Source organism: Burkholderia sp. Bp8994, from assembly GCF_003853805.1.
Taxonomy (GTDB): domain Bacteria; phylum Pseudomonadota; class Gammaproteobacteria; order Burkholderiales; family Burkholderiaceae; genus Burkholderia.
This window is the reverse complement of the sequence record NZ_QTQH01000005.1, coordinates 90714-108172: the sequence shown is the minus strand read 5'-3', so window position 1 is coordinate 108172 and position 17459 is coordinate 90714. Positions and strand designations below refer to the sequence as shown.

At 67.9% G+C, this 17459-nt stretch carries 13 protein-coding genes; 7 read left to right on the top strand and 6 right to left on the bottom strand.

Going from position 1 to position 17459, the window contains the following annotated elements:
- Nucleotides 1-18: 18 nt before the first annotated feature.
- Nucleotides 19-846: a metallophosphoesterase gene (locus DIE04_RS06660; protein ID WP_124488969.1), complete on the top strand. Its 828-nt coding sequence runs from the start codon at nucleotides 19-21 to the stop codon at nucleotides 844-846.
- A 56-nt stretch (nucleotides 847-902) separates the two neighbouring features.
- Here DIE04_RS06660 and DIE04_RS29685 read toward each other — a convergent pair whose 3' ends face one another.
- Both DIE04_RS29685 and DIE04_RS06655 read right to left on the bottom strand, forming a co-directional pair.
- On the bottom strand, nucleotides 903-1061 hold the full coding sequence (locus DIE04_RS29685) for a hypothetical protein (RefSeq protein WP_185500318.1): 159 nt from the start codon (nucleotides 1059-1061) through the stop codon (nucleotides 903-905).
- A gap of 125 nt (nucleotides 1062-1186) precedes the next feature.
- Entirely contained in the window at nucleotides 1187-2128 is a 942-nt protein-coding gene (locus tag DIE04_RS06655) for a LysR family transcriptional regulator (RefSeq protein WP_044846073.1), read from the bottom strand.
- A 157-nt stretch (nucleotides 2129-2285) separates the two neighbouring features.
- Here DIE04_RS06655 and DIE04_RS06645 point away from each other — a divergent pair, with 157 nt between their 5' ends.
- From DIE04_RS06645 to DIE04_RS06630, 4 genes are read left to right on the top strand one after another with little or no spacing between them, the layout of a single operon-like run.
- Nucleotides 2286-3899, top strand: coding sequence for an efflux transporter outer membrane subunit (locus DIE04_RS06645; protein WP_124488968.1), 1614 nt, complete (start codon nucleotides 2286-2288; stop codon nucleotides 3897-3899).
- Nucleotides 3900-3914: 15 nt separating this feature from the next.
- The gene (locus DIE04_RS06640) at nucleotides 3915-6116 is read left to right on the top strand and encodes an FUSC family protein (protein WP_124523052.1); all 2202 of its coding nucleotides are present in this window, start codon (nucleotides 3915-3917) and stop codon (nucleotides 6114-6116) included.
- Nucleotides 6113-6316, top strand: coding sequence for a DUF1656 domain-containing protein (locus tag DIE04_RS06635; protein ID WP_011351756.1), 204 nt, complete (start codon nucleotides 6113-6115; stop codon nucleotides 6314-6316). Before DIE04_RS06640 ends, DIE04_RS06635 begins: the two co-directional genes overlap by 4 nt.
- A gap of 12 nt (nucleotides 6317-6328) precedes the next feature.
- Nucleotides 6329-7204 carry an HlyD family secretion protein gene (locus DIE04_RS06630; RefSeq protein WP_044846076.1) on the top strand — a complete coding sequence of 292 codons (876 nt, stop codon included), beginning with the start codon at nucleotides 6329-6331 and terminating at the stop codon, nucleotides 7202-7204.
- 18 nt (nucleotides 7205-7222) lie between these two features.
- Here the strand turns inward: DIE04_RS06630 and DIE04_RS06625 are convergent, their stop codons facing one another.
- Entirely contained in the window at nucleotides 7223-8896 is a 1674-nt protein-coding gene (locus DIE04_RS06625) for a methyl-accepting chemotaxis protein (RefSeq protein ID WP_124488966.1), read from the bottom strand.
- 410 nt (nucleotides 8897-9306) lie between these two features.
- Between DIE04_RS06625 and DIE04_RS06620 the strand changes: the two genes are divergently transcribed.
- Complete coding sequence (locus DIE04_RS06620) at nucleotides 9307-10542, top strand: MFS transporter (RefSeq protein ID WP_124488965.1); 1236 nt, start codon at nucleotides 9307-9309, stop codon at nucleotides 10540-10542.
- 71 nt (nucleotides 10543-10613) lie between these two features.
- Here DIE04_RS06620 and DIE04_RS06615 read toward each other — a convergent pair whose 3' ends face one another.
- The 3 genes from DIE04_RS06615 to DIE04_RS06605 form a co-directional block, all read right to left on the bottom strand.
- A complete protein-coding gene (locus DIE04_RS06615; RefSeq protein ID WP_124523050.1) occupies nucleotides 10614-10886 on the bottom strand; it encodes a hypothetical protein in 273 nt (90 codons plus the stop codon).
- A 249-nt stretch (nucleotides 10887-11135) separates the two neighbouring features.
- Nucleotides 11136-11945, bottom strand: a complete 810-nt coding sequence (locus tag DIE04_RS06610; protein WP_124523048.1) for a 5'-methylthioadenosine/adenosylhomocysteine nucleosidase — start codon at nucleotides 11943-11945, stop codon at nucleotides 11136-11138.
- A complete protein-coding gene (locus DIE04_RS06605; RefSeq protein WP_124523046.1) occupies nucleotides 11942-14305 on the bottom strand; it encodes a UvrD-helicase domain-containing protein in 2364 nt (787 codons plus the stop codon). Before DIE04_RS06605 ends, DIE04_RS06610 begins: the two co-directional genes overlap by 4 nt.
- Before the next feature lie 214 nt (nucleotides 14306-14519).
- On the opposite strand from DIE04_RS06605, the gene DIE04_RS06600 reads away from it, so the two are divergent.
- Nucleotides 14520-17387, top strand: a complete 2868-nt coding sequence (locus DIE04_RS06600) for a valine--tRNA ligase (protein ID WP_124523044.1) — start codon at nucleotides 14520-14522, stop codon at nucleotides 17385-17387.
- Nucleotides 17388-17459: the final 72 nt, after the last annotated feature.

Genomic DNA, 17459 nt, shown 5'->3' with positions numbered 1-17459 from the left:
CGTCCCGGAACGATGCCCATGAGAGTCCGCGTCCTGTCCGACCTGCATCTCGAATGCAACCAGCCCGACACGATCGCGCATGCCGACGCGGATCTCGTCGTGCTAGCCGGCGATATCCACAATCACGCGGAAGGCCTGCGCTGGGCCGCGGAGACGTTCGATCCCGACGTGCCGGTGATCTACGTGCCGGGTAATCACGAGTACTACGACGGGGAATTCGGCGCGCTCGAAACCGCGATGCGCGACGCCGCGCACACGATCGACCACGTGCATTACCTGAACAACGGCGTGTACGTCGATCCGGCGCAGCGCTTTCGCGTGCTCGGCACGACGCTGTGGGCCGATTTCTCGCTGTTCGGCGCCGACCAGGCGAGCGTCGCGCGCGCGATCGACGCGGCCATGCGCGTGATGCTCGATTTCAAGGGATTGATCCAGGTGACGTGGCCGCACGATGCGTCCGTGCATGCGGCGGCAGCCCCGGAGCGGGATTTCACGCCGGCCGACGCGATCGCGCTGCACCGGCAAGGCCGCGCGTGGCTGGAAGCACGGCTCGCGACACCGTTCGCGGGCCGCACGATCGTCGTCACGCATCATGCGCCGCACCTGCGCTCGCTGGCGGAGCGTTATGCGGAAGACCTGGCGTCGGCGGGATTCGTCACGGACATGGCGGAACTCGTGCGGCCGCCCGTGGACCTGTGGATCCACGGCCACACGCATACTTCATTCGATTACGTGACCGACAGCGGCACGCGCGTGGTGTGCAACCCGCGCGGCTATATCCGCCGGCGCACCGGCGAACTGGAGAATCCCGCGTTTGCGTGGGACAAGGTGGTCGAGCTCGGCTGAGCGCCACGCCATCGGGCCGCGTGATGCGGCCCTACCCGAGCTGAAAGGCCGCCCGATCAGCGATCGGCGCGGCGCGAGCCGTTCGACGACGGGCGCACCCGCACCGGCACCGGCTTCACCCGCGCCTTCATCGCGCGCAGCAGATCGCGCGTCGCCGCGGCGGCAGCAGCCGCACCAAGCAAAACTCCAAGGCCGATCATCAGTTGCGTATCCATTGCGACTCCGGGTGTGGGCAGTTCCAAATCTCGATGATTGAAACAGTATCAAACTGTCCGCGGTCCGTTGGTAAAAAAATGTTGCGTGAAGGACAAATCTCGTCAGATTGCACTCGACCGCGCGCTCATGTCGCAGCCGTGAACTGCGCGAGCGCGGCCTCGTCGGCTTCCAGCGTGGCCGGCAGCTCGTCGCGCAGGAAATCGACCCAGGTGCGGATTTTCGCGTCGAGGTACTGGCGCGACGGATACAACGCGTAGATGTTCATCACGTGCGACCGGTATTCGGGCATCACGCGCACGATGTGTCCGCTGCGCAGCCCGCCGATCGCCGAATAGAGCGGCAACCCGCCGATTCCCATCCCTTCCCGCACGGCCACCGCGAGCGCCTCGGCGACGTTCACGCGGAACGGCGGCGCCGTGACCGGAACCACCTCGTCGCCGCGCGGCCCCGACAGCGACCATTCGTCGAAGTGAAAGCCCGGCGCGACCATCCCGAGACAGACGTGCTGCTCGAGATCGGCCGGGGTCTGCGGCACGCCGTGAGCGTCGATATAGCCCGGCGACGCGCACACGACGCTGTAGCTCTCGCCGAGCCGCTGCGACACGAGCCCCGAATCCGGCAGGTCGCGGCCGACCACGATCGCGACGTCGTACCCCTCGTCGAGCAGGTCGGGCATCCGCTGCGCGAGCGTCAGCTCGACGTGCACGTCCGGATAGCGCTGCCGATAGCGCGCGATGGCCGGCACGAGGTAGTGCTGCCCGAGGCTCGTGAAGCAATGCACCTTCAGCTTGCCCGACGGCCGCGCGTGCGCGTCGCCCGCTTCGGCTTCGGCCTGGTCGACGTACGCGAGGATCTGCTCGCAGCGCTGCAGGTAGCGCTCGCCCGCTTCGGTCAGCGCGATCCGGCGTGTCGTCCGGTTCAGGAGGCGCGTGCGCAGGTGCGCCTCGAGATCCGACACGGCGCGCGATGCATAGGCGGTGGTCGAATTCATCTGCTGGGCGGCCGCGGTAAAGCTGCCCGCGTCGACCACGCGGACGAAGACCCGCATGTTTTGTAACGTATCCATCCCATTACCCGTATGAATCCGGAGGGATTGTTGCACAGGGGCCAACAAATATTATCTCAGGATTCGTAAAAATGACTTGCACCGTTGTCCATTTATTCAGGAATCACTGAAAAATATAATCGCATCCGACTCATCTATATCCGAAAGGGAGAAAATCGTGCGGTCTCCGGCAACAAAAGGGACGCTGGCACTGGCGGTTCTTGCAGTCTCATTAATAATGGCCGGATGCGCGAGCATGGGCGACAACAAGCCGCAGTCCGCCCGCATCGAAGCGAACACGCTCGACGCCGGCGCCGCGATCCGCGCGGCGGACCACGATGCAGGCTGGCCCGCGTCCGACTGGTGGCGCGCGTACCGCGATCCGCAGCTCGATGCGTGGATTGCCGCCGCGCAGGCCGGCAACCCGAGCCTGGCGGCCGCCGAGGCGCGCGTGCGCGAAGCGCAGGCGATGGCGCGCGTGGCGCGCTCGGCGGAACTGCCGCAGATCAACGGCAATCTGTCGCTGATGCGCCAGCACTGGCCGGACAACGTCTACTACGGCCCGGGGCCGCTCGCCGATACCGACACCTGGAACAACACCGGCACGCTCGGCCTGTCGTACCACCTCGACCTGTGGGGCAAGGACAAGAACGCGACCGAGCGCGCGCTCGACACCGCGCATGCGACCGCGGCCGACGCACGGGCGGCGAAGCTCGAGCTCGAGGTCAACGTCGTGCGCGCGTATGTCGGCATGTCGATGAACTACGCGCTGCTCGACCTTGCGCACGAAACGTTCGAACGCCAGCGCTCGCTGGCCGATCTCGCGCGCAAGCGCCTGCAGGCCGGCCTCGGCACGCAGCTCGAAGTCAGCCAGGCCGAATCGACGCTGCCCGACTACGAGCGCCAGATCGACAGCTACGAAGAAGCGATCCAGCTCGCGCGCCACCAGCTCGCCGCGCTCGCGGGCAAGGGCCCGGGCGCCGGCGACGCGATCAAGCGGCCGAGCCTGTCGCTCGATGCGCCGGCCGGCCTGCCGTCCGCGCTGCCGGCCGACCTGCTCGGGCGCCGCCCGGACGTCGTCGCGGCCCGCTGGACGGTCGACGCGCAGGCTCGCGGCATCGATGTCGCGAAAGCCGCGTTCTACCCGAATATCGATCTGCTCGCGACGGTCGGCGGCTTCGGCGTGACCGCGCCGTTCACCGACTTCCTGCGCGCGATGAATGGCGGCTGGACGGCCGGCCCAGCGCTGTCGCTGCCGATCTTCGAAGGCGGCCGGCTGCGCGCGCAACTCGGCGCGGCCGACGCCGGCTACGACCAGGCGGTCGAACGCTACAACCAGACGGTCGTCGGCGCGCTCAAGGACATCGCCGACCAGGTCGTGCGGATCCGCTCGCTCGACACGCAGAAGAAGGACGCCGCGCGCTCGGTGGCCGCCAACGACCGCAGTTACCAGCTGTCGCGCGAAGGCTTCCGCCGCGGGCTGACCGATTACGTGAACGTGCTGGTCGCGCAACAGCAGCTGCTGCGCGCACAGGAAACGGCGGCCCGCATCGACGCGGAACGCCTCGCCGCACACGCGCAGTTGATGGCCGCGCTCGGCGGCGGCGTCGAGACGGAGACGCAGACGGATGCGGACGTGCGGGGCGGCCATCCGCCGCGCGACGCGTCCGCCGCGGGTGCCGCCGCGCCGGCAGCCGCATCGGGCGCGAAGCCCGCCGCGGCCGTCGCCCGCCCCGCGCAGGTCGCGACGGCCGGTTCGGCGGGTGCAGCCGCCACGCCGGCCGCACGGTAACGCGGAGCGACCGTCATGTCAGCCTCCTCCCCCGCTTCCACGCACGCCGGCGGCGCGCTCGCGGCCTGGTACGCCGCCTTCGGCGACTGGGCCCGCAGCGACGGCGCCGCGTGGCTCTACCTGTTCAAGGCGCTGCTCGCCGCGTTCATCGCGACCGGCGTGTCGATGCGGCTCGACCTGCCGGCCCCGAAGACGGCGATGACCACGGTGTTCATCGTGATGCAGCCGCAAAGCGGCGCGGTGCTCGCGAAGAGCTTCTACCGGGTCGCCGGCACGATCTTCGGGCTGATCGCGACGCTCACGTTCGTCGGGCTGTTCCCGCAGCAGCCGCAGCTGTTCCTCTTGGCCGTCGCGCTGTGGGTCGCGCTGTGCACGGCCGGCGCCGCGCGCAACCGCAATTTCCGCAGCTACGGCTTCCTGCTCGCCGGTTACACGACCGCGCTGATCGGGCTGCCGGCATCGCAACACCCCGACGGCGCGTTCATGAGCGCGATGACGCGGGTCGCCGAGATCATGGTCGGGATCGTGTCGGCAGGCGTCGTCAGCGCGCTGGTGTTTCCGCAGTACACCGGCGAGCAGATGCGCACGACGGTGCGCAAGCGCTTCAGCAGCTTCGTCGACTACGTCGCGGCGGCACTGTCGGGCCAGCTCGACCGCGCGCACATCGAAACCATCCATACGCGCTTCGTCGCGGACGTGGTCGGCTTCGAAGCGGCGCGCAGCATGGCCGTGTTCGAGGATCCGGACACGCGGATGCGCAGCGGCCGTCTCGCGCGCCTGAACAGCGAGTTCATGAGCGTATCGAGCCGCTTCCACGCGCTGCACCAGTTGATGAACCGACTGCGCGCGGCCGGCGCGCAGGCCGCGATCGATGCGATCGAGCCGTACTTCCGCGAAATCGCGCCGCTTCTGACGCGCAACGGCGAGCCGGTGCGCTCGTCGGCCGACGCCGCGCTCGCCGCCGAACAGTTGCTCGCGTGGCGCGACGCGCTGCCGCGCCGCATCCGCGCGACGCGCGCCGCGCTCGAGACGCAGCCGGATTTCCCGCTGCTCGACTTCGACACGGCCACCGAGCTGCTGTACCGCTTCATCACGGACCTGCACGAATACGCGGCGACCTACGCGTCGCTGTCGACCGCGACGCACGAGCGCGAGCGCTGGATCGAGCGCTACGAGCCGCGCACCAACCTGACGGCGATGGTGATCGCCGCGATTCGCACCGCGACCGTGATCCTCGTGCTCGGCGCGTTCTGGATCGCGACCGCGTGGCCGAGCGGCGTGACGCTGACGCTGACGGCGGCGGCCACCTGCGCGCTCGCGTCGTCGACGCCGCGCCCGACCGCGATGTCCGCACAGATGGGCATGGGCACCGCGCTGGCCGTCTGCACGGGCTTCCTGCTGACGTTCGGCATCTACCCGCACATCGACGGCTTCCCGCTGCTGTGCGTGGCCCTCGCGCCGCTGCTCGCGATCGGCATCTTCATGACGCTGAAGCCGAAGCTCGCCGGCTACGGGATGGGCTATCTGATCTTCTTCAGCTTCCTCGCCGGCCCCGACAACATTACGCACTACGACCCGACGAGCTTCATGAACGACGCGCTCGCGCTAGTGCTGTCGATGCTCGTCTCGGCGATCGCGTTCGCGGTGCTGTTCCCGCCGACCGCGCCGTGGCACAAGAAGCGGCTGTTCGCCGACCTGCGCCACCAGGTGGTCGCGGCGTGCCACGCACGGCTCGCCGGCTTGCGCACGCGCTTCGAGAGCGGCGCGCGCGACCTGATGTACCAGGCGCACACGCTGTCGGCCGACCAGCCCGACGTGCAGCGCGACGCGCTGCGCTGGATGTTCGCGGTGCTGGAAACGGGCAATGCCGCGCTCGACCTGCGCGCGGAGCTGGCGACGCTGCCGTCCGACCCGCGCTATGCGCCGACGACACCGTGGCGCCGCGCGATCGAGACGCTGCGCGCCGCGCTGTCCGCGCTGTTCCGCAAGCCGGACGCGGCGCGCTTCGACGCGGCGCTCGCCGCGGTCAACGCCGCGATCGACGCGACCCGGCAAACGCTCGATGCGTTCACGCCGTCGCGCGAGGAGCGCCACCGGCTGCAGCGCATCCTGAGCCATCTGCATTTCGTACGCACGGCGCTGCTCGATCCGGAATCGCCGCTCGAGCCGCTCAACCGCAACCGCCCCGTGCGTCCCCAACAAGGAGCCTCGTCATGATGCCGCGTGAAATCGCCATTCTCGATGCCTACATGCCCACGGTGGTCCTGATGTTCGTCCTGGGCGCGCTTGCGACCTGGGCCGTCGACCGCCTGCTCGCCTACACGGGCCTCTACCGTCTCGTCTGGCACCCGTCGCTGTTCCGCGCGTGCCTTCTCGTCTGCATTTGCGGCGGACTGAGTCTTGCCGTTTACCGTTGATTCCGAACCATCATGATTCTCAGAAAACTCTTCGGCTTCGTCGCGACCGCCATTATCCTTCTCGTCGCGATCCTGATCGGGCGCTCGCTGTGGGTGCACTACATGGACGATCCCTGGACGCGCGACGGGCGCGTCCGTGCCGAAATCGTCAACGTCGCACCGGACGTGTCGGGCGCGATCGTCGAGCTGCCCGTGCATGACAACCAGCTCGTGAAAAAGGGCGACCTGATCATGCAGATCGACCCGTCGCACTACCAGATCGCGGTCGAGCAGGCGCAGGCGGCCGTCGCCGCCCGCCGCGCGGAACTGCAGATGCGCCGCGACGACGCGGCCCGTCGTGCCGACCTCGACGCGCTCGTCGTGTCGAAGGAAAACCGCGAGAACGCGGCGCACAGCGCGTCGAGCGCCGATGCGCAGTACCAGCAGGCGATCGCCGCGCTCGACGCCGCGAAGCTCAACCTCGAACGCACGCGCGTGGTCGCACCGGTCGACGGCTACATCACGAACCTGCAGACGTTCAAGGGCAACTACGCGGTGGCCGGCCAGGCGAAGCTCGCGATCGTCGACAGCCATTCGTTCTGGGTCTACGGCTACTTCGAGGAAACCAAGCTGCCGCGCGTGAAGGTCGGCGCGCCGGCCGAGATGCGGCTGATGAGCGGCGGCGTGATGAAGGGCCACGTCGAGAGCATTTCGCGCGGCATCTACGATCGCGACAACCCGCAAAGCCGCGACCTCGTCGCGGACGTGAACCCGACCTTCAACTGGGTGCGCCTCGCGCAGCGCGTGCCGGTGCGCATCCGCATCGACGAGGTGCCGGCCGACGTGGTGCTGTCGGCGGGCACGACCTGCACGGTCATCATCGATCCGGACCAGCGGAAGAAGTCGTAAGCGCCGACGGCCGGACGCCTACGCCGCGATGCGAAAGCGTCCGACCAGCGACTTGAGCGCCTGCGCCTGTTCGTCGAGCGCATTCGCCGCGGCGGCCGCCTGCTCGACGAGCGCGGCGTTCTGCTGCGTGCCGGCATCCATCTGCGTGACCGCGCGGCCGATCTCGTCGATCCCGGCGCTCTGCTCGTCCGACGCCGCCGAGATCTCGCCGATGATGTCGGTCACGCGCTTGACCGCCCGCACCACGTCGTCCATCGTGCGGCCCGCATCGTGCGCGAGCGCCGCGCCGTTCGCGACGCGCTCGACCGACGCGCCGATCAGCGTACGGATCTCCTTCGCCGCGGTCGCCGCGCGCTGCGCGAGCAGCCGCACCTCGCCCGCGACCACCGAAAAACCGCGCCCCTGCTCACCCGCGCGCGCCGCCTCGACCGCCGCGTTCAACGCGAGAATGTTGGTCTGGAACGCGATCCCCTCGATCGTGCCGATGATGTCGCGAATGTTCTTCGCGCTGTCGTCGATCTCGCTCATCGTCGCGACCACGCGACCGACGACTTCGCCGCCCGCCTCCGCGACGGCCGACGCATTGGCCGCGAGCGCGCTCGCCTGACGCGCGTTCTCGGCGTTCTGCCGCACGGTCGACGTGAGCTCTTCCATGCTGGCCGCGGTGCGCTCGAGCGCGACGGCCTGCTGCTCGGTGCGCCGCGACAGGTCGAGGTTGCCGGTCGAGATCTCGCCGGATGCGGCAGCGATCGCCTCGGCGCTGACGGCGATCTCGCCGACGGTCGCCGCAAGCCCGGACTGCATGTCGGACAGCGCGCGCACCATGCTGTCGCGGTCGTGCCGGCCGAGCGGAATCGGCCGCGTCAGGTCGCCGCGCGCGATGTCGGCGGCGATCGCCTTCGCCTCCGCGGGCTCGCCGCCGAGCTGCGACGCGAGGCGGCGCACGACCCGCTCGGCGATCGCGATCGCCAGCACGATCAGCGCGGCCGTCATCGCCGCGATCATCGCGAACGACGACGAGAAGATCGTTGCGGATGCATCGAGCGTCGCCTTCGACTTCGCGCCGCGCGTCTTCACGAGCATCGCGACGAGCTTCTCGAGCTTGCCGGTCTCGACCAGCAGCGACACGTCCTGCGTGCCGACCTGCCAGTTCATCTGCGACAGGTCGAGCGGCTGCGCCTGCACGAGCGCGACGAAATCGCGCAGATGGCCGCTCCACGTGCCGACCGCCAGCGAGAATGCGCGCAGTCGCGCGGAATCGTCCGCATCGGCCGGATCCGCGTAATGCTGCAGCGTCGCGAGCGCCTGGCCGATCGACGCGAGCCCCGCGCCGACTTCGGCGCCCAGGTCGTCGCGTTCCTTCGCAGTGGTGGCGGTCAGCAGCATCTTCTGCGCGCGGCTCGCGCGCAGCACCTCGGCGCGCACTTCCTCCGCCGCCCGGCTCGCGACGTGCCCCTGCTCGTAGACCGACGCAATCGACGCGTTCAGCCGGCTGATCTGCCACAGCGAGAACACGCCGATCGCGAGCGTGCCGGCCAGCAGGATCGCGAACGCGGCGCGCAGCGTCGCCTTGACGGTCCACGTCCGGCGTTCGCGCCGGGCTGCGCGCGCGTGCCGCGAGGCGGGCCTGGCGGCTGCGTCGGCCGCGGCTGTGGCCGCAACCGGCCGCGGATGCAATGAAGCTGCTTTCATCGATATTTCCCCGTATTGATCGTGCCGCCGGAAAGGTCGGTTCCGGCGGCCGGCATTCCCGCAATGGCCCGTCATGCCGCGCGTCCTGCACCCGTCCGGCTCGTGGCCGGTGCCGGGCGCGGCGCGCCTGTGTTGTCGTTGCGTCTTCTACGGCCTCGATCGGCACGCCTTGAGTCCGGACAAACACCGATCCGGTCCCGCGCGGCGCGACGAAAGGCGGACACGCCGCAGCGTTATACCCGGCCAAAAAAGGGGGCAATGGGTCGAATCGTCGTAGCAATGTCCGAATCGCGACAAAACTTGGCCGGACATTCTCGATACGCCACATTAGACTTCTTTGACGCAACAACGATTCGAACGCGCCGATCCCCATCAGAGCGCGTCCCGTCACCTCAACTCGCTCAGCTCACATGGAAACCAGCCTCGATACGGGCGCCGGCACCGCCGCCGCCCAGCCGTCTGCTCCACGCGCCCCGCGTACCGTCTACCCGGTGCTCGGCGCGATCAGCTTCTCGCACATGCTCAACGACATGATCCAGTCGTTGATCCTCGCGATCTATCCGATGCTCAAGAGCCAGTTCGCGCTGTCGTTCGCGCAGATCGGCCTGATCACGCTGACCTACCAGATCACCGCGTCGCTGCTGCAGCCGCTCGTCGGCCTGTATACGGACAAGCGGCCGAAGCCGTATTCGCTGCCGGTCGGGATGGGCTTCACGCTCGCGGGGCTGCTGCTGATGTCGGCCGCGCCGAACTTCGCGACGCTGCTGGCGGCGGCGGCGCTGGTCGGCTGCGGCTCGTCGGTGTTCCATCCGGAATCGTCGCGCGTCGCGCGGATGGCGTCGGGCGGCCAGCACGGGCTCGCGCAGTCGCTGTTCCAGGTCGGCGGCAACGCCGGTTCGGCACTCGGGCCGCTGCTCGCCGCGCTCGTGATCATCCCGCACGGCCAGCACAGCATCGCGTGGTTCTCGGCGGCCGCGCTCGTCGCGATGGTCGTGCTCACGCAGATCGGCCACTGGTACAAGAAGCATCCGTCGATGAAGAAGAAGGCGGCGCCGGCCGGCCATCCGACGCTGTCGCCGGGCCGCGTGCTCGCCGCGATCGGCGTGCTGGTGCTGCTGGTGTTCTCGAAGTACTTCTATCTCGCGAGCATCAACAGCTATTTCACGTTCTACCTGATCGACAAGTTCCACCTGTCGGTGCAGGCCGCGCAGATCCACCTGTTCGTGTTCCTCGCGGCGGTCGCGGCCGGCACGCTGATCGGCGGGCCGGTCGGCGACCGGATCGGCCGCAAGTACGTGATCTGGGTGTCGATCCTCGGCGTCGCGCCGTTCACGCTGCTGCTGCCGTACGCGAACCTGTTCTGGACGAGCGTGCTGAGCGTGATCATCGGCGTCGTGCTGGCGTCGGCGTTCGCCGCGATCCTCGTCTATGCGACGGAGCTGATGCCCGGCAAGGTCGGGATGGTCGCGGGTCTGTTCTTCGGCTTCGCGTTCGGCCTGGGCGGCGTGGGCGCCGCCGTGCTCGGCCAGCTCGCCGACGCGACGAGCATCACGTTCGTCTACAAGGTGTGCTCGTTCCTGCCGCTGATCGGCGTGCTGACGGTGTTCCTGCCGAACCTCGAAAGCAGCCGGCGCAAGAAGGCGTGACGAAACGGCCGCGGCTTGGGTGCCGCGGCCGTTGGCTCAACAACTTTGCGAAACGTTTCGTCGAGCGGTTATCAGTGCCGGGGTTCTCGTGTGCCGCGACCGAACATTCGCGCACCCAGCCAGACGAGCGCGATCGCGATCACGAAGCTGACGCCGAGCATGGTGCTGATCAGGATGTCGCCCTGGCCGTGAACACCGAGCGTTTCGAACACGCGGAACAGCGGCTCGAACGCTCGCCACCCCGCCCCGCTTTGAAACCATTCATCCAGCGGGGAATTCGCCAGGCCGAGATAGACCGGGATCGTCAAGACGATCGCTGCAAGCAGGCGGACAAGCACTTTCATTGGACGATCACTCGACCGTAGTACTTCATCCCGGTGCCCGGAATCGTGCCGCCGCTCTGCGACTTCAGGAACCTGCGAAGCGCATTGAATTGGGTCGACAGGCATTCGGGGCCTCTCATTTTCGTTATTTTTTGATACGACTGCGTGCAGCACGCTGTCGTCCCCGCTGCTACGACACCCCGGCAGCCGCGAAAGCTCAAGCCATCACGGCCTCGTCGTCATCGCAGTGCCCGTGCCCGACATACTTGGCTACACGATGGCTGCACCATTCTCCGTCGCATGCAACGTCAGGAACCGCTTGAGGATGCCGGACGAATAGCTGCTCGCGATCGCCGACAGGAAGTGCGAGAACGACTGCGTCGCGTGATCGTCGGCCGTATCGGAGATCGTGCGCACGATGGCGAACGGCACGTCGTGTTCGGCGCATACCTGCGCGATCGCCGCGCCTTCCATCTCGACCGCGAGCGCGTCCGGCAGCGCGTCGCGCAGCGCGACGACTTCCCGCTCGCTCGACACGAAGCGGTCGCCGCTGATGATCAGCCCGCCATGCAGCGTCCCGCCGGCGAGCCCGAAACGCGCGGCGAACTGCGCGCCCTCCTCGGCGACGAACAGCGTGCACGCGGCCTTCAGGCGGGCCGTCAGCGCCGCGTCGGTCGTGAACCGCGTGATGCCGAGCAGCGGCACCTCGTAGCGCGGAAACAGCGGCGACGCATCGAGATCGTGCTGCAGCAGCGTATCGGCGACGACGACGTCGCCGATACGCACCGTGCGCGACACGCCACCGGCGACACCGGTGAACACGACGCCGGACACGCCGAACACATGGATCAGCGCACTGACGGTGGCGGAGGCCGCGACCTTGCCGACCCGCGCGAGCGTGACGACGCAGGCCGCGCCGTGCACGGTGCCGACGTGGTAATCGCGGCGGCCGAGCGTGATCGTCTTCATCACGCCGTCGGCGCGCATCGCGGCGATCAGGTCGCCGAGCTCCTCGGGCAGCGCGGCCAGAATGCCGAGCGGACGCGTCGATACCGTTTCAACCATGTCGATGCTCATCATTCCACCGCCTGCAGTTTCGCGACCGCCAGCGCGAGCCACTTCTCGCCGTGCCGCTTGAACTTCACCTGCGCCTTCGCATCGGCGCCGTTGCCTTCGAGCGCGGTGACCGTGCCCTCGCCGAACTTGGTATGGAAGACCTGCTGGCCGACGCGGAACCCGGTGTCGGCCGCGCGCTGCTTGTTCGCGAAGGCCGGCAGCGGCGCGGTGACCGCCGCGTCGACCACCTGCTCGCGGCTGCCGCCGCCCGGCCGCGCGAACCAGTCGCGCCCCCAGCCGGCGTTGTCCGAGCGGCCGCCCCAGCGCGAGCCGGCCTCGACCTTCGGCGTGAGCCACTTCAGCACGTGCTCCGGCAGTTCGTCGAAGAAGCGCGAGCGCACGTTGTAGCGCGTCTGGCCGTGCAGCATCCGGCTCTGCGCGAACGACAGGTAGAGCCGCTCCTTCGCGCGCGTGATCGCGACGTACATCAGCCGGCGCTCTTCCTCGAGGCCGTCCGATTCGAGCACGCTGTTCTCGTGCGGGAACAGCCCTTCCTCGAGGCCGGTGATGAACACGGCCGAGAATTCGAGGCCCTTCGCCGCGTGCACCGTCATCAGCTGCACCGCGTCCTGACCGGCCTGTGCCTGGTTGTCGCCGGCCTCCAGCGATGCGTGCGACAGGAAACCCGCGAGCGGCGTCATCGTGTCGGGATTCTGCGCGGGGTCGCCGAGCGGCGCCGGGTCGAGCACGTCGACCGACGGATCGCCTGCGTCCACGCCGAGCTCCGGCGCCGCGATCGCACCCGCGCGCAGCGGAATCGAGCGGGCCGGTGCGTCGAGCCCGTAGCCTTCCTCGCTGACGAACGCGGTGGCCGCGTTCACCAGTTCCTGCAGGTTCTCGAGGCGGTCCTGGCCTTCGCGCTCGCCCTGGTAGAAATCGGCGAGGCCGCTCGCGCGCACGACGTATTCGACCGTCTCAGGCAGGCTCATCTGCTGCGTCTCGGCGCGCATCTTCGCGATCAGCGTTGCGAACGCGCCGAGGCTCGTGCCGGCCTTGCCGGTCACGTACGGAATCGCGGCGGCCATCGAGCAGTCGTACAGGCGCGCGGCGTCCGCGAGCTGCTCGATCGAGCGCGCGCCGATCCCGCGCGTCGGGAAATTCACGACGCGCACGAACGCGGTGTCGTCGTTCGGATTGTCGATCAGCCGCAGGTACGCGAGCGCGTGCTTCACTTCCTGGCGCTCGAAGAAGCGCAGGCCGCCGTACACGCGATACGGAATGCCCGACGTCATCAGCGTGTGCTCGATCGCGCGCGACTGCGCGTTGCTGCGATACAGGACGGCCACCTCGCTGCGCGACATCCCGGTGTTGATCAGCGAGCGGATCTCCTCGACGATCCAGCCGGCTTCCTGCGCATCGGTGCTCGCCTCGTACACGCGCACGGGCTCGCCATGGCCGGCGTCGGTGCGCAGGTTCTTGCCGAGGCGATGCGCGTTGTTCGAGATCAGCTGGTTCGCCGCATCGAGGATGTTGCCGTGCGACCGGTAGTTCTGCTCGAGCTTGATCAGGTTGCGCACGCGGAATTCGTCTTCGAAGTCGCGCATGTTGCCGACGTTCGCGCCGCGGAACGCGTAGATCGACTGGTCGTCGTCGCCGACCGCGAAGATCGCGTTCTCGCCGCCCGCGAGCATCTTGAGCCACGCGTACTGCAGCTTGTTGGTGTCCTGGAACTCGTCGACGAGGATGTGCCTGAAACGCGCCTGGTAGTGCGCGCGCAGCGGCGCGTTGTACGCGAGCAGCTCGTAGCAGCGCAGCAGCAGCTCGGGGAAATCGACGACGCCCTCGCGCTGGCACTGCTGGTCGTACGCCTGGTACAGCTCGACGAACTTGCGGTTGAAGTTGTCGGACGCGTCGACCTTGTCGGGCCGCAGCCCCTGCTCCTTCGCGTTGTTGATGAAGTACTGGACGTTCTTCGGCGGGTATTTCTCGTCGTCGACGTTCGCCGCCTTCATCAGCCGCTTGATCGCCGACAGCTGGTCGGCCGTGTCGAGGATCTGGAAGGTCTGCGGCAGGCCGGCGTCGCGCCAGTGCGTGCGCAGCATCCGGTTGCACAGCCCGTGGAACGTGCCGATCCACATCCCGCGCGTGTCGATCGGCATCATCGCCGACAGCCGCGCCATCATCTCGCGCGCGGCCTTGTTCGTGAAGGTGACGGCGAGCACGGTGGCCGGCGATGCGTAGCCCTGCTGGATCAGCCACGCGATACGCGTGATCAGCACGCGGGTCTTGCCGCTGCCCGCCCCCGCGAGGATCAGCGCCGGTTCGTTCGGCAGCGTGACGGCGGCGTATTGTTCAGGGTTCAGATTGGCGAGCAGATCGGGCATGGAGCGGCAGCGGACGTGCGAGAAAAATGCGGACCCGCCATTATAAGTCGGCCGCGCGGTGCCGTTTCCGATCCGTTGTGCCGCGGGCCGTCGCCCGTGCTGCACGCCTCTTGCGACCCGCCCGCGCGGGCAAGCGATGGCTGGCCGATGTGCATCCATTTATAATTGTCAGATTCGGCATCCAATTCACGCATTTTTCGGCAGATTTCCAACCATGAGCGACAGCACGCTTGCGAAGAGTTTCGAGCCCCACACCATCGAGTCCCAATGGGGGCCGGAGTGGGAAAAACGCGGCTATGCCGCCCCGGCATTCGACCCGGCGCGTCCCGATTTCGCGATCCAGCTGCCGCCGCCGAACGTCACCGGCACGCTGCACATGGGCCACGCGTTCAACCAGACGATCATGGACGGCCTCGCCCGCTACCACCGGATGCTCGGCGAGAACACGCTGTGGGTGCCCGGCACCGACCACGCGGGGATCGCGACCCAGATCGTCGTCGAGCGCCAGCTCGACGCGCAGGGCGTATCGCGCCATGACCTCGGCCGCGAGAAGTTCGTCGAGCGCGTGTGGGAGTGGAAGCAGCAGTCCGGCTCGACGATCACGGGCCAGGTGCGCCGCCTCGGCGCGTCGACCGACTGGTCGCGCGAATATTTCACGATGGACGACAAGATGTCGGCCGCCGTGCGCGACGTGTTCGTCACGCTCTACGAACAGGGCCTGATCTACCGCGGCAAGCGCCTCGTGAACTGGGATCCGGTGCTGCTCACCGCGGTGTCGGATCTCGAAGTCGCGAGCGAGGAGGAAAACGGCCACCTGTGGCACATCCGCTACCCGCTCGTCGACGGTTCGGGCTCGCTGACCGTCGCGACCACGCGTCCGGAAACGATGCTCGGCGACGTCGCGCTGATGGTCCACCCGGAAGACGAGCGCTACGCGCACCTGATCGGCAAGCTCGTCACGCTGCCGCTGACGGGCCGCGAGATCCCGGTGATCGCCGACGACTACGTCGACCGCGAGTTCGGCACGGGCGTCGTGAAGGTCACGCCCGCGCACGACTTCAACGACTACCAGGTCGGCCTGCGCCACAACCTCGCGCCGATCGAGATCCTGACGCTCGACGCGAAGATCAATGACAACGGCCCCGAGCAGTATCGCGGCCTCGACCGCTTCGACGCGCGCCGTGCGATCGTCGCCGACCTCGATGCGGAGGGCTTCCTCGACTCCGTGAAGCCGCACAAGCTGATGGTGCCGCGCGGCGACCGCACGGGCGTCGTGATCGAGCCGATGCTGACCGACCAGTGGTTCGTCGCGATGACGAAGCCGGCGCCGGAAGGCACGTTCAACCCGGGCAAGTCGATCACCGAAACGTCGCTCGACGTCGTGCGCAGCGGCCAGATCAAGTTCGTGCCGGAAAACTGGACGACCACCTACTACCAGTGGCTCGAGAACATCCAGGACTGGTGCATCTCGCGCCAGCTCTGGTGGGGCCACCAGATTCCCGCCTGGTACGGCGAGAACGGCGAGGTGTTCGTCGCGCGCGACGAGCAAGAGGCGCGCGCGCAGGCCGCCGCGAAGGGCTACACCGGCGCGCTGAAGCGCGACGAGGACGTGCTCGACACGTGGTTCTCGTCGGCGCTCGTGCCGTTCTCGTCGCTCGGCTGGCCGAACGAAACGCCTGAACTCCAGCACTTCCTGCCGTCGTCGGTGCTCGTCACCGGCTTCGACATCATCTTCTTCTGGGTCGCCCGGATGGTGATGATGACGACGCACTTCACCGGCAAGGTGCCGTTCCACACCGTCTACGTGCACGGCCTCGTGCGCGACGCGGAAGGCCAGAAGATGTCGAAGAGCAAGGGCAACACGCTCGACCCGATCGACATCGTCGACGGCATCGACCTCGAAACGCTGGTCGCGAAGCGCACGACCGGCCTGATGAACCCGAAGCAGGCCGCGACAATCGAGAAGAAGACGCGCAAGGAATTCCCGGACGGCATCGCCGCGTTCGGCACCGACGCGCTGCGCTTCACGATGGCGTCGATGGCGACGCTCGGCCGCAACGTGAACTTCGACCTCGCGCGCTGCGAAGGCTATCGCAACTTCTGCAACAAGCTGTGGAACGCGACGCGCTTCGTGCTGATGAACTGCGAAGGCCACGACTGCGGCACCGACAAGCCGGAAGTGTGCGGCGCGGGCGACTGCGGCCCCGGCGGCTACCTCGACTTCTCGGCGGCCGACCGCTGGATCGTGTCGCTCCTGCAGCGCACCGAGGCCGACATCGCGAAGGGCTTCGCCGATTACCGCTTCGACAACATCGCGACCAGCATCTACAAGTTCGTGTGGGACGAGTACTGCGACTGGTACCTCGAACTCGCGAAGGTGCAGATCCAGAACGGCACGCCGGAACAGCAGCGCGCGACGCGCCGCACGCTGCTGCGCGTGCTGGAAACGGTGCTGCGCCTCGCGCACCCGATCATCCCGTTCATCACCGAAGCGCTCTGGCAGAAGGTCGCGCCGCTCGCCGGCCGTTATCCGCAAGGCAAGGCCGAGGGCGAAGCGTCGCTGATGACGCAGGCGTATCCGGTCGCGAACCTGCAGAAGATCGACGAGGCGTCCGAACAATGGGCGGCCGACCTGAAGGCGATCGTCGACGCGTGCCGCAACCTGCGCGGCGAGATGAACCTGTCGCCGGCGACCAAGGTGCCGCTGCTCGCGGCCGGCGATGTCGAGCGCCTGCGCTCGTTCGCCCCGTACGTGCAGGCGCTCGCGCGCCTGTCGGAAGTGCAGATCCTGGCCGACGAAGCGACCCTCGACAAGGAAGCGCACGGCGCGCCGATCGCGATCGTGGGCCCGAACAAGCTGGTGCTGAAGGTGGAAATCGACGTCGCGGCCGAACGCGAGCGCCTGTCGAAGGAAATCGCGCGCCTGACGGGCGAGATCGCGAAGTGCAATGCGAAGCTCGGCAACGAGGCGTTCGTCGCGAAAGCCCCGCCGGCCGTGGTCGAGCAGGAGCAGAAGCGCGTCGCCGAATTCCAGAGCACGCTGGAAAAACTGCGCGCTCAGCTCGATCGGTTGCCTGCGTAACAAACGGTAAGGTCGTTTGCGTTCACTATAATCGGAACGTGAACATAGGCTGTCTGACAAGTCGATTACAGA

What these genes read in the sequence shown, in the direction of transcription:
- DIE04_RS06660 (WP_124488969.1), top strand. Translation starts at nt 19, where the DNA reads ATGAGAGTCCGCGTCCTGTCCGACCTGCATCTCGAATGCAACCAGCCC.
- DIE04_RS29685 (WP_185500318.1), bottom strand. Translation starts at nt 1,061, where the DNA reads ATGGATACGCAACTGATGATCGGCCTTGGAGTTTTGCTTGGTGCGGCT.
- DIE04_RS06655 (WP_044846073.1), bottom strand. Translation starts at nt 2,128, where the DNA reads ATGGATACGTTACAAAACATGCGGGTCTTCGTCCGCGTGGTCGACGCG.
- DIE04_RS06640 (WP_124523052.1), top strand. Translation starts at nt 3,915, where the DNA reads ATGTCAGCCTCCTCCCCCGCTTCCACGCACGCCGGCGGCGCGCTCGCG.
- DIE04_RS06635 (WP_011351756.1), top strand. Translation starts at nt 6,113, where the DNA reads ATGATGCCGCGTGAAATCGCCATTCTCGATGCCTACATGCCCACGGTG.
- DIE04_RS06630 (WP_044846076.1), top strand. Translation starts at nt 6,329, where the DNA reads ATGATTCTCAGAAAACTCTTCGGCTTCGTCGCGACCGCCATTATCCTT.
- DIE04_RS06625 (WP_124488966.1), bottom strand. Translation starts at nt 8,896, where the DNA reads ATGAAAGCAGCTTCATTGCATCCGCGGCCGGTTGCGGCCACAGCCGCG.
- DIE04_RS06620 (WP_124488965.1), top strand. Translation starts at nt 9,307, where the DNA reads ATGGAAACCAGCCTCGATACGGGCGCCGGCACCGCCGCCGCCCAGCCG.
- DIE04_RS06615 (WP_124523050.1), bottom strand. Translation starts at nt 10,886, where the DNA reads ATGAAAGTGCTTGTCCGCCTGCTTGCAGCGATCGTCTTGACGATCCCG.
- DIE04_RS06610 (WP_124523048.1), bottom strand. Translation starts at nt 11,945, where the DNA reads ATGATGAGCATCGACATGGTTGAAACGGTATCGACGCGTCCGCTCGGC.
- DIE04_RS06605 (WP_124523046.1), bottom strand. Translation starts at nt 14,305, where the DNA reads ATGCCCGATCTGCTCGCCAATCTGAACCCTGAACAATACGCCGCCGTC.
- DIE04_RS06600 (WP_124523044.1), top strand. Translation starts at nt 14,520, where the DNA reads ATGAGCGACAGCACGCTTGCGAAGAGTTTCGAGCCCCACACCATCGAG.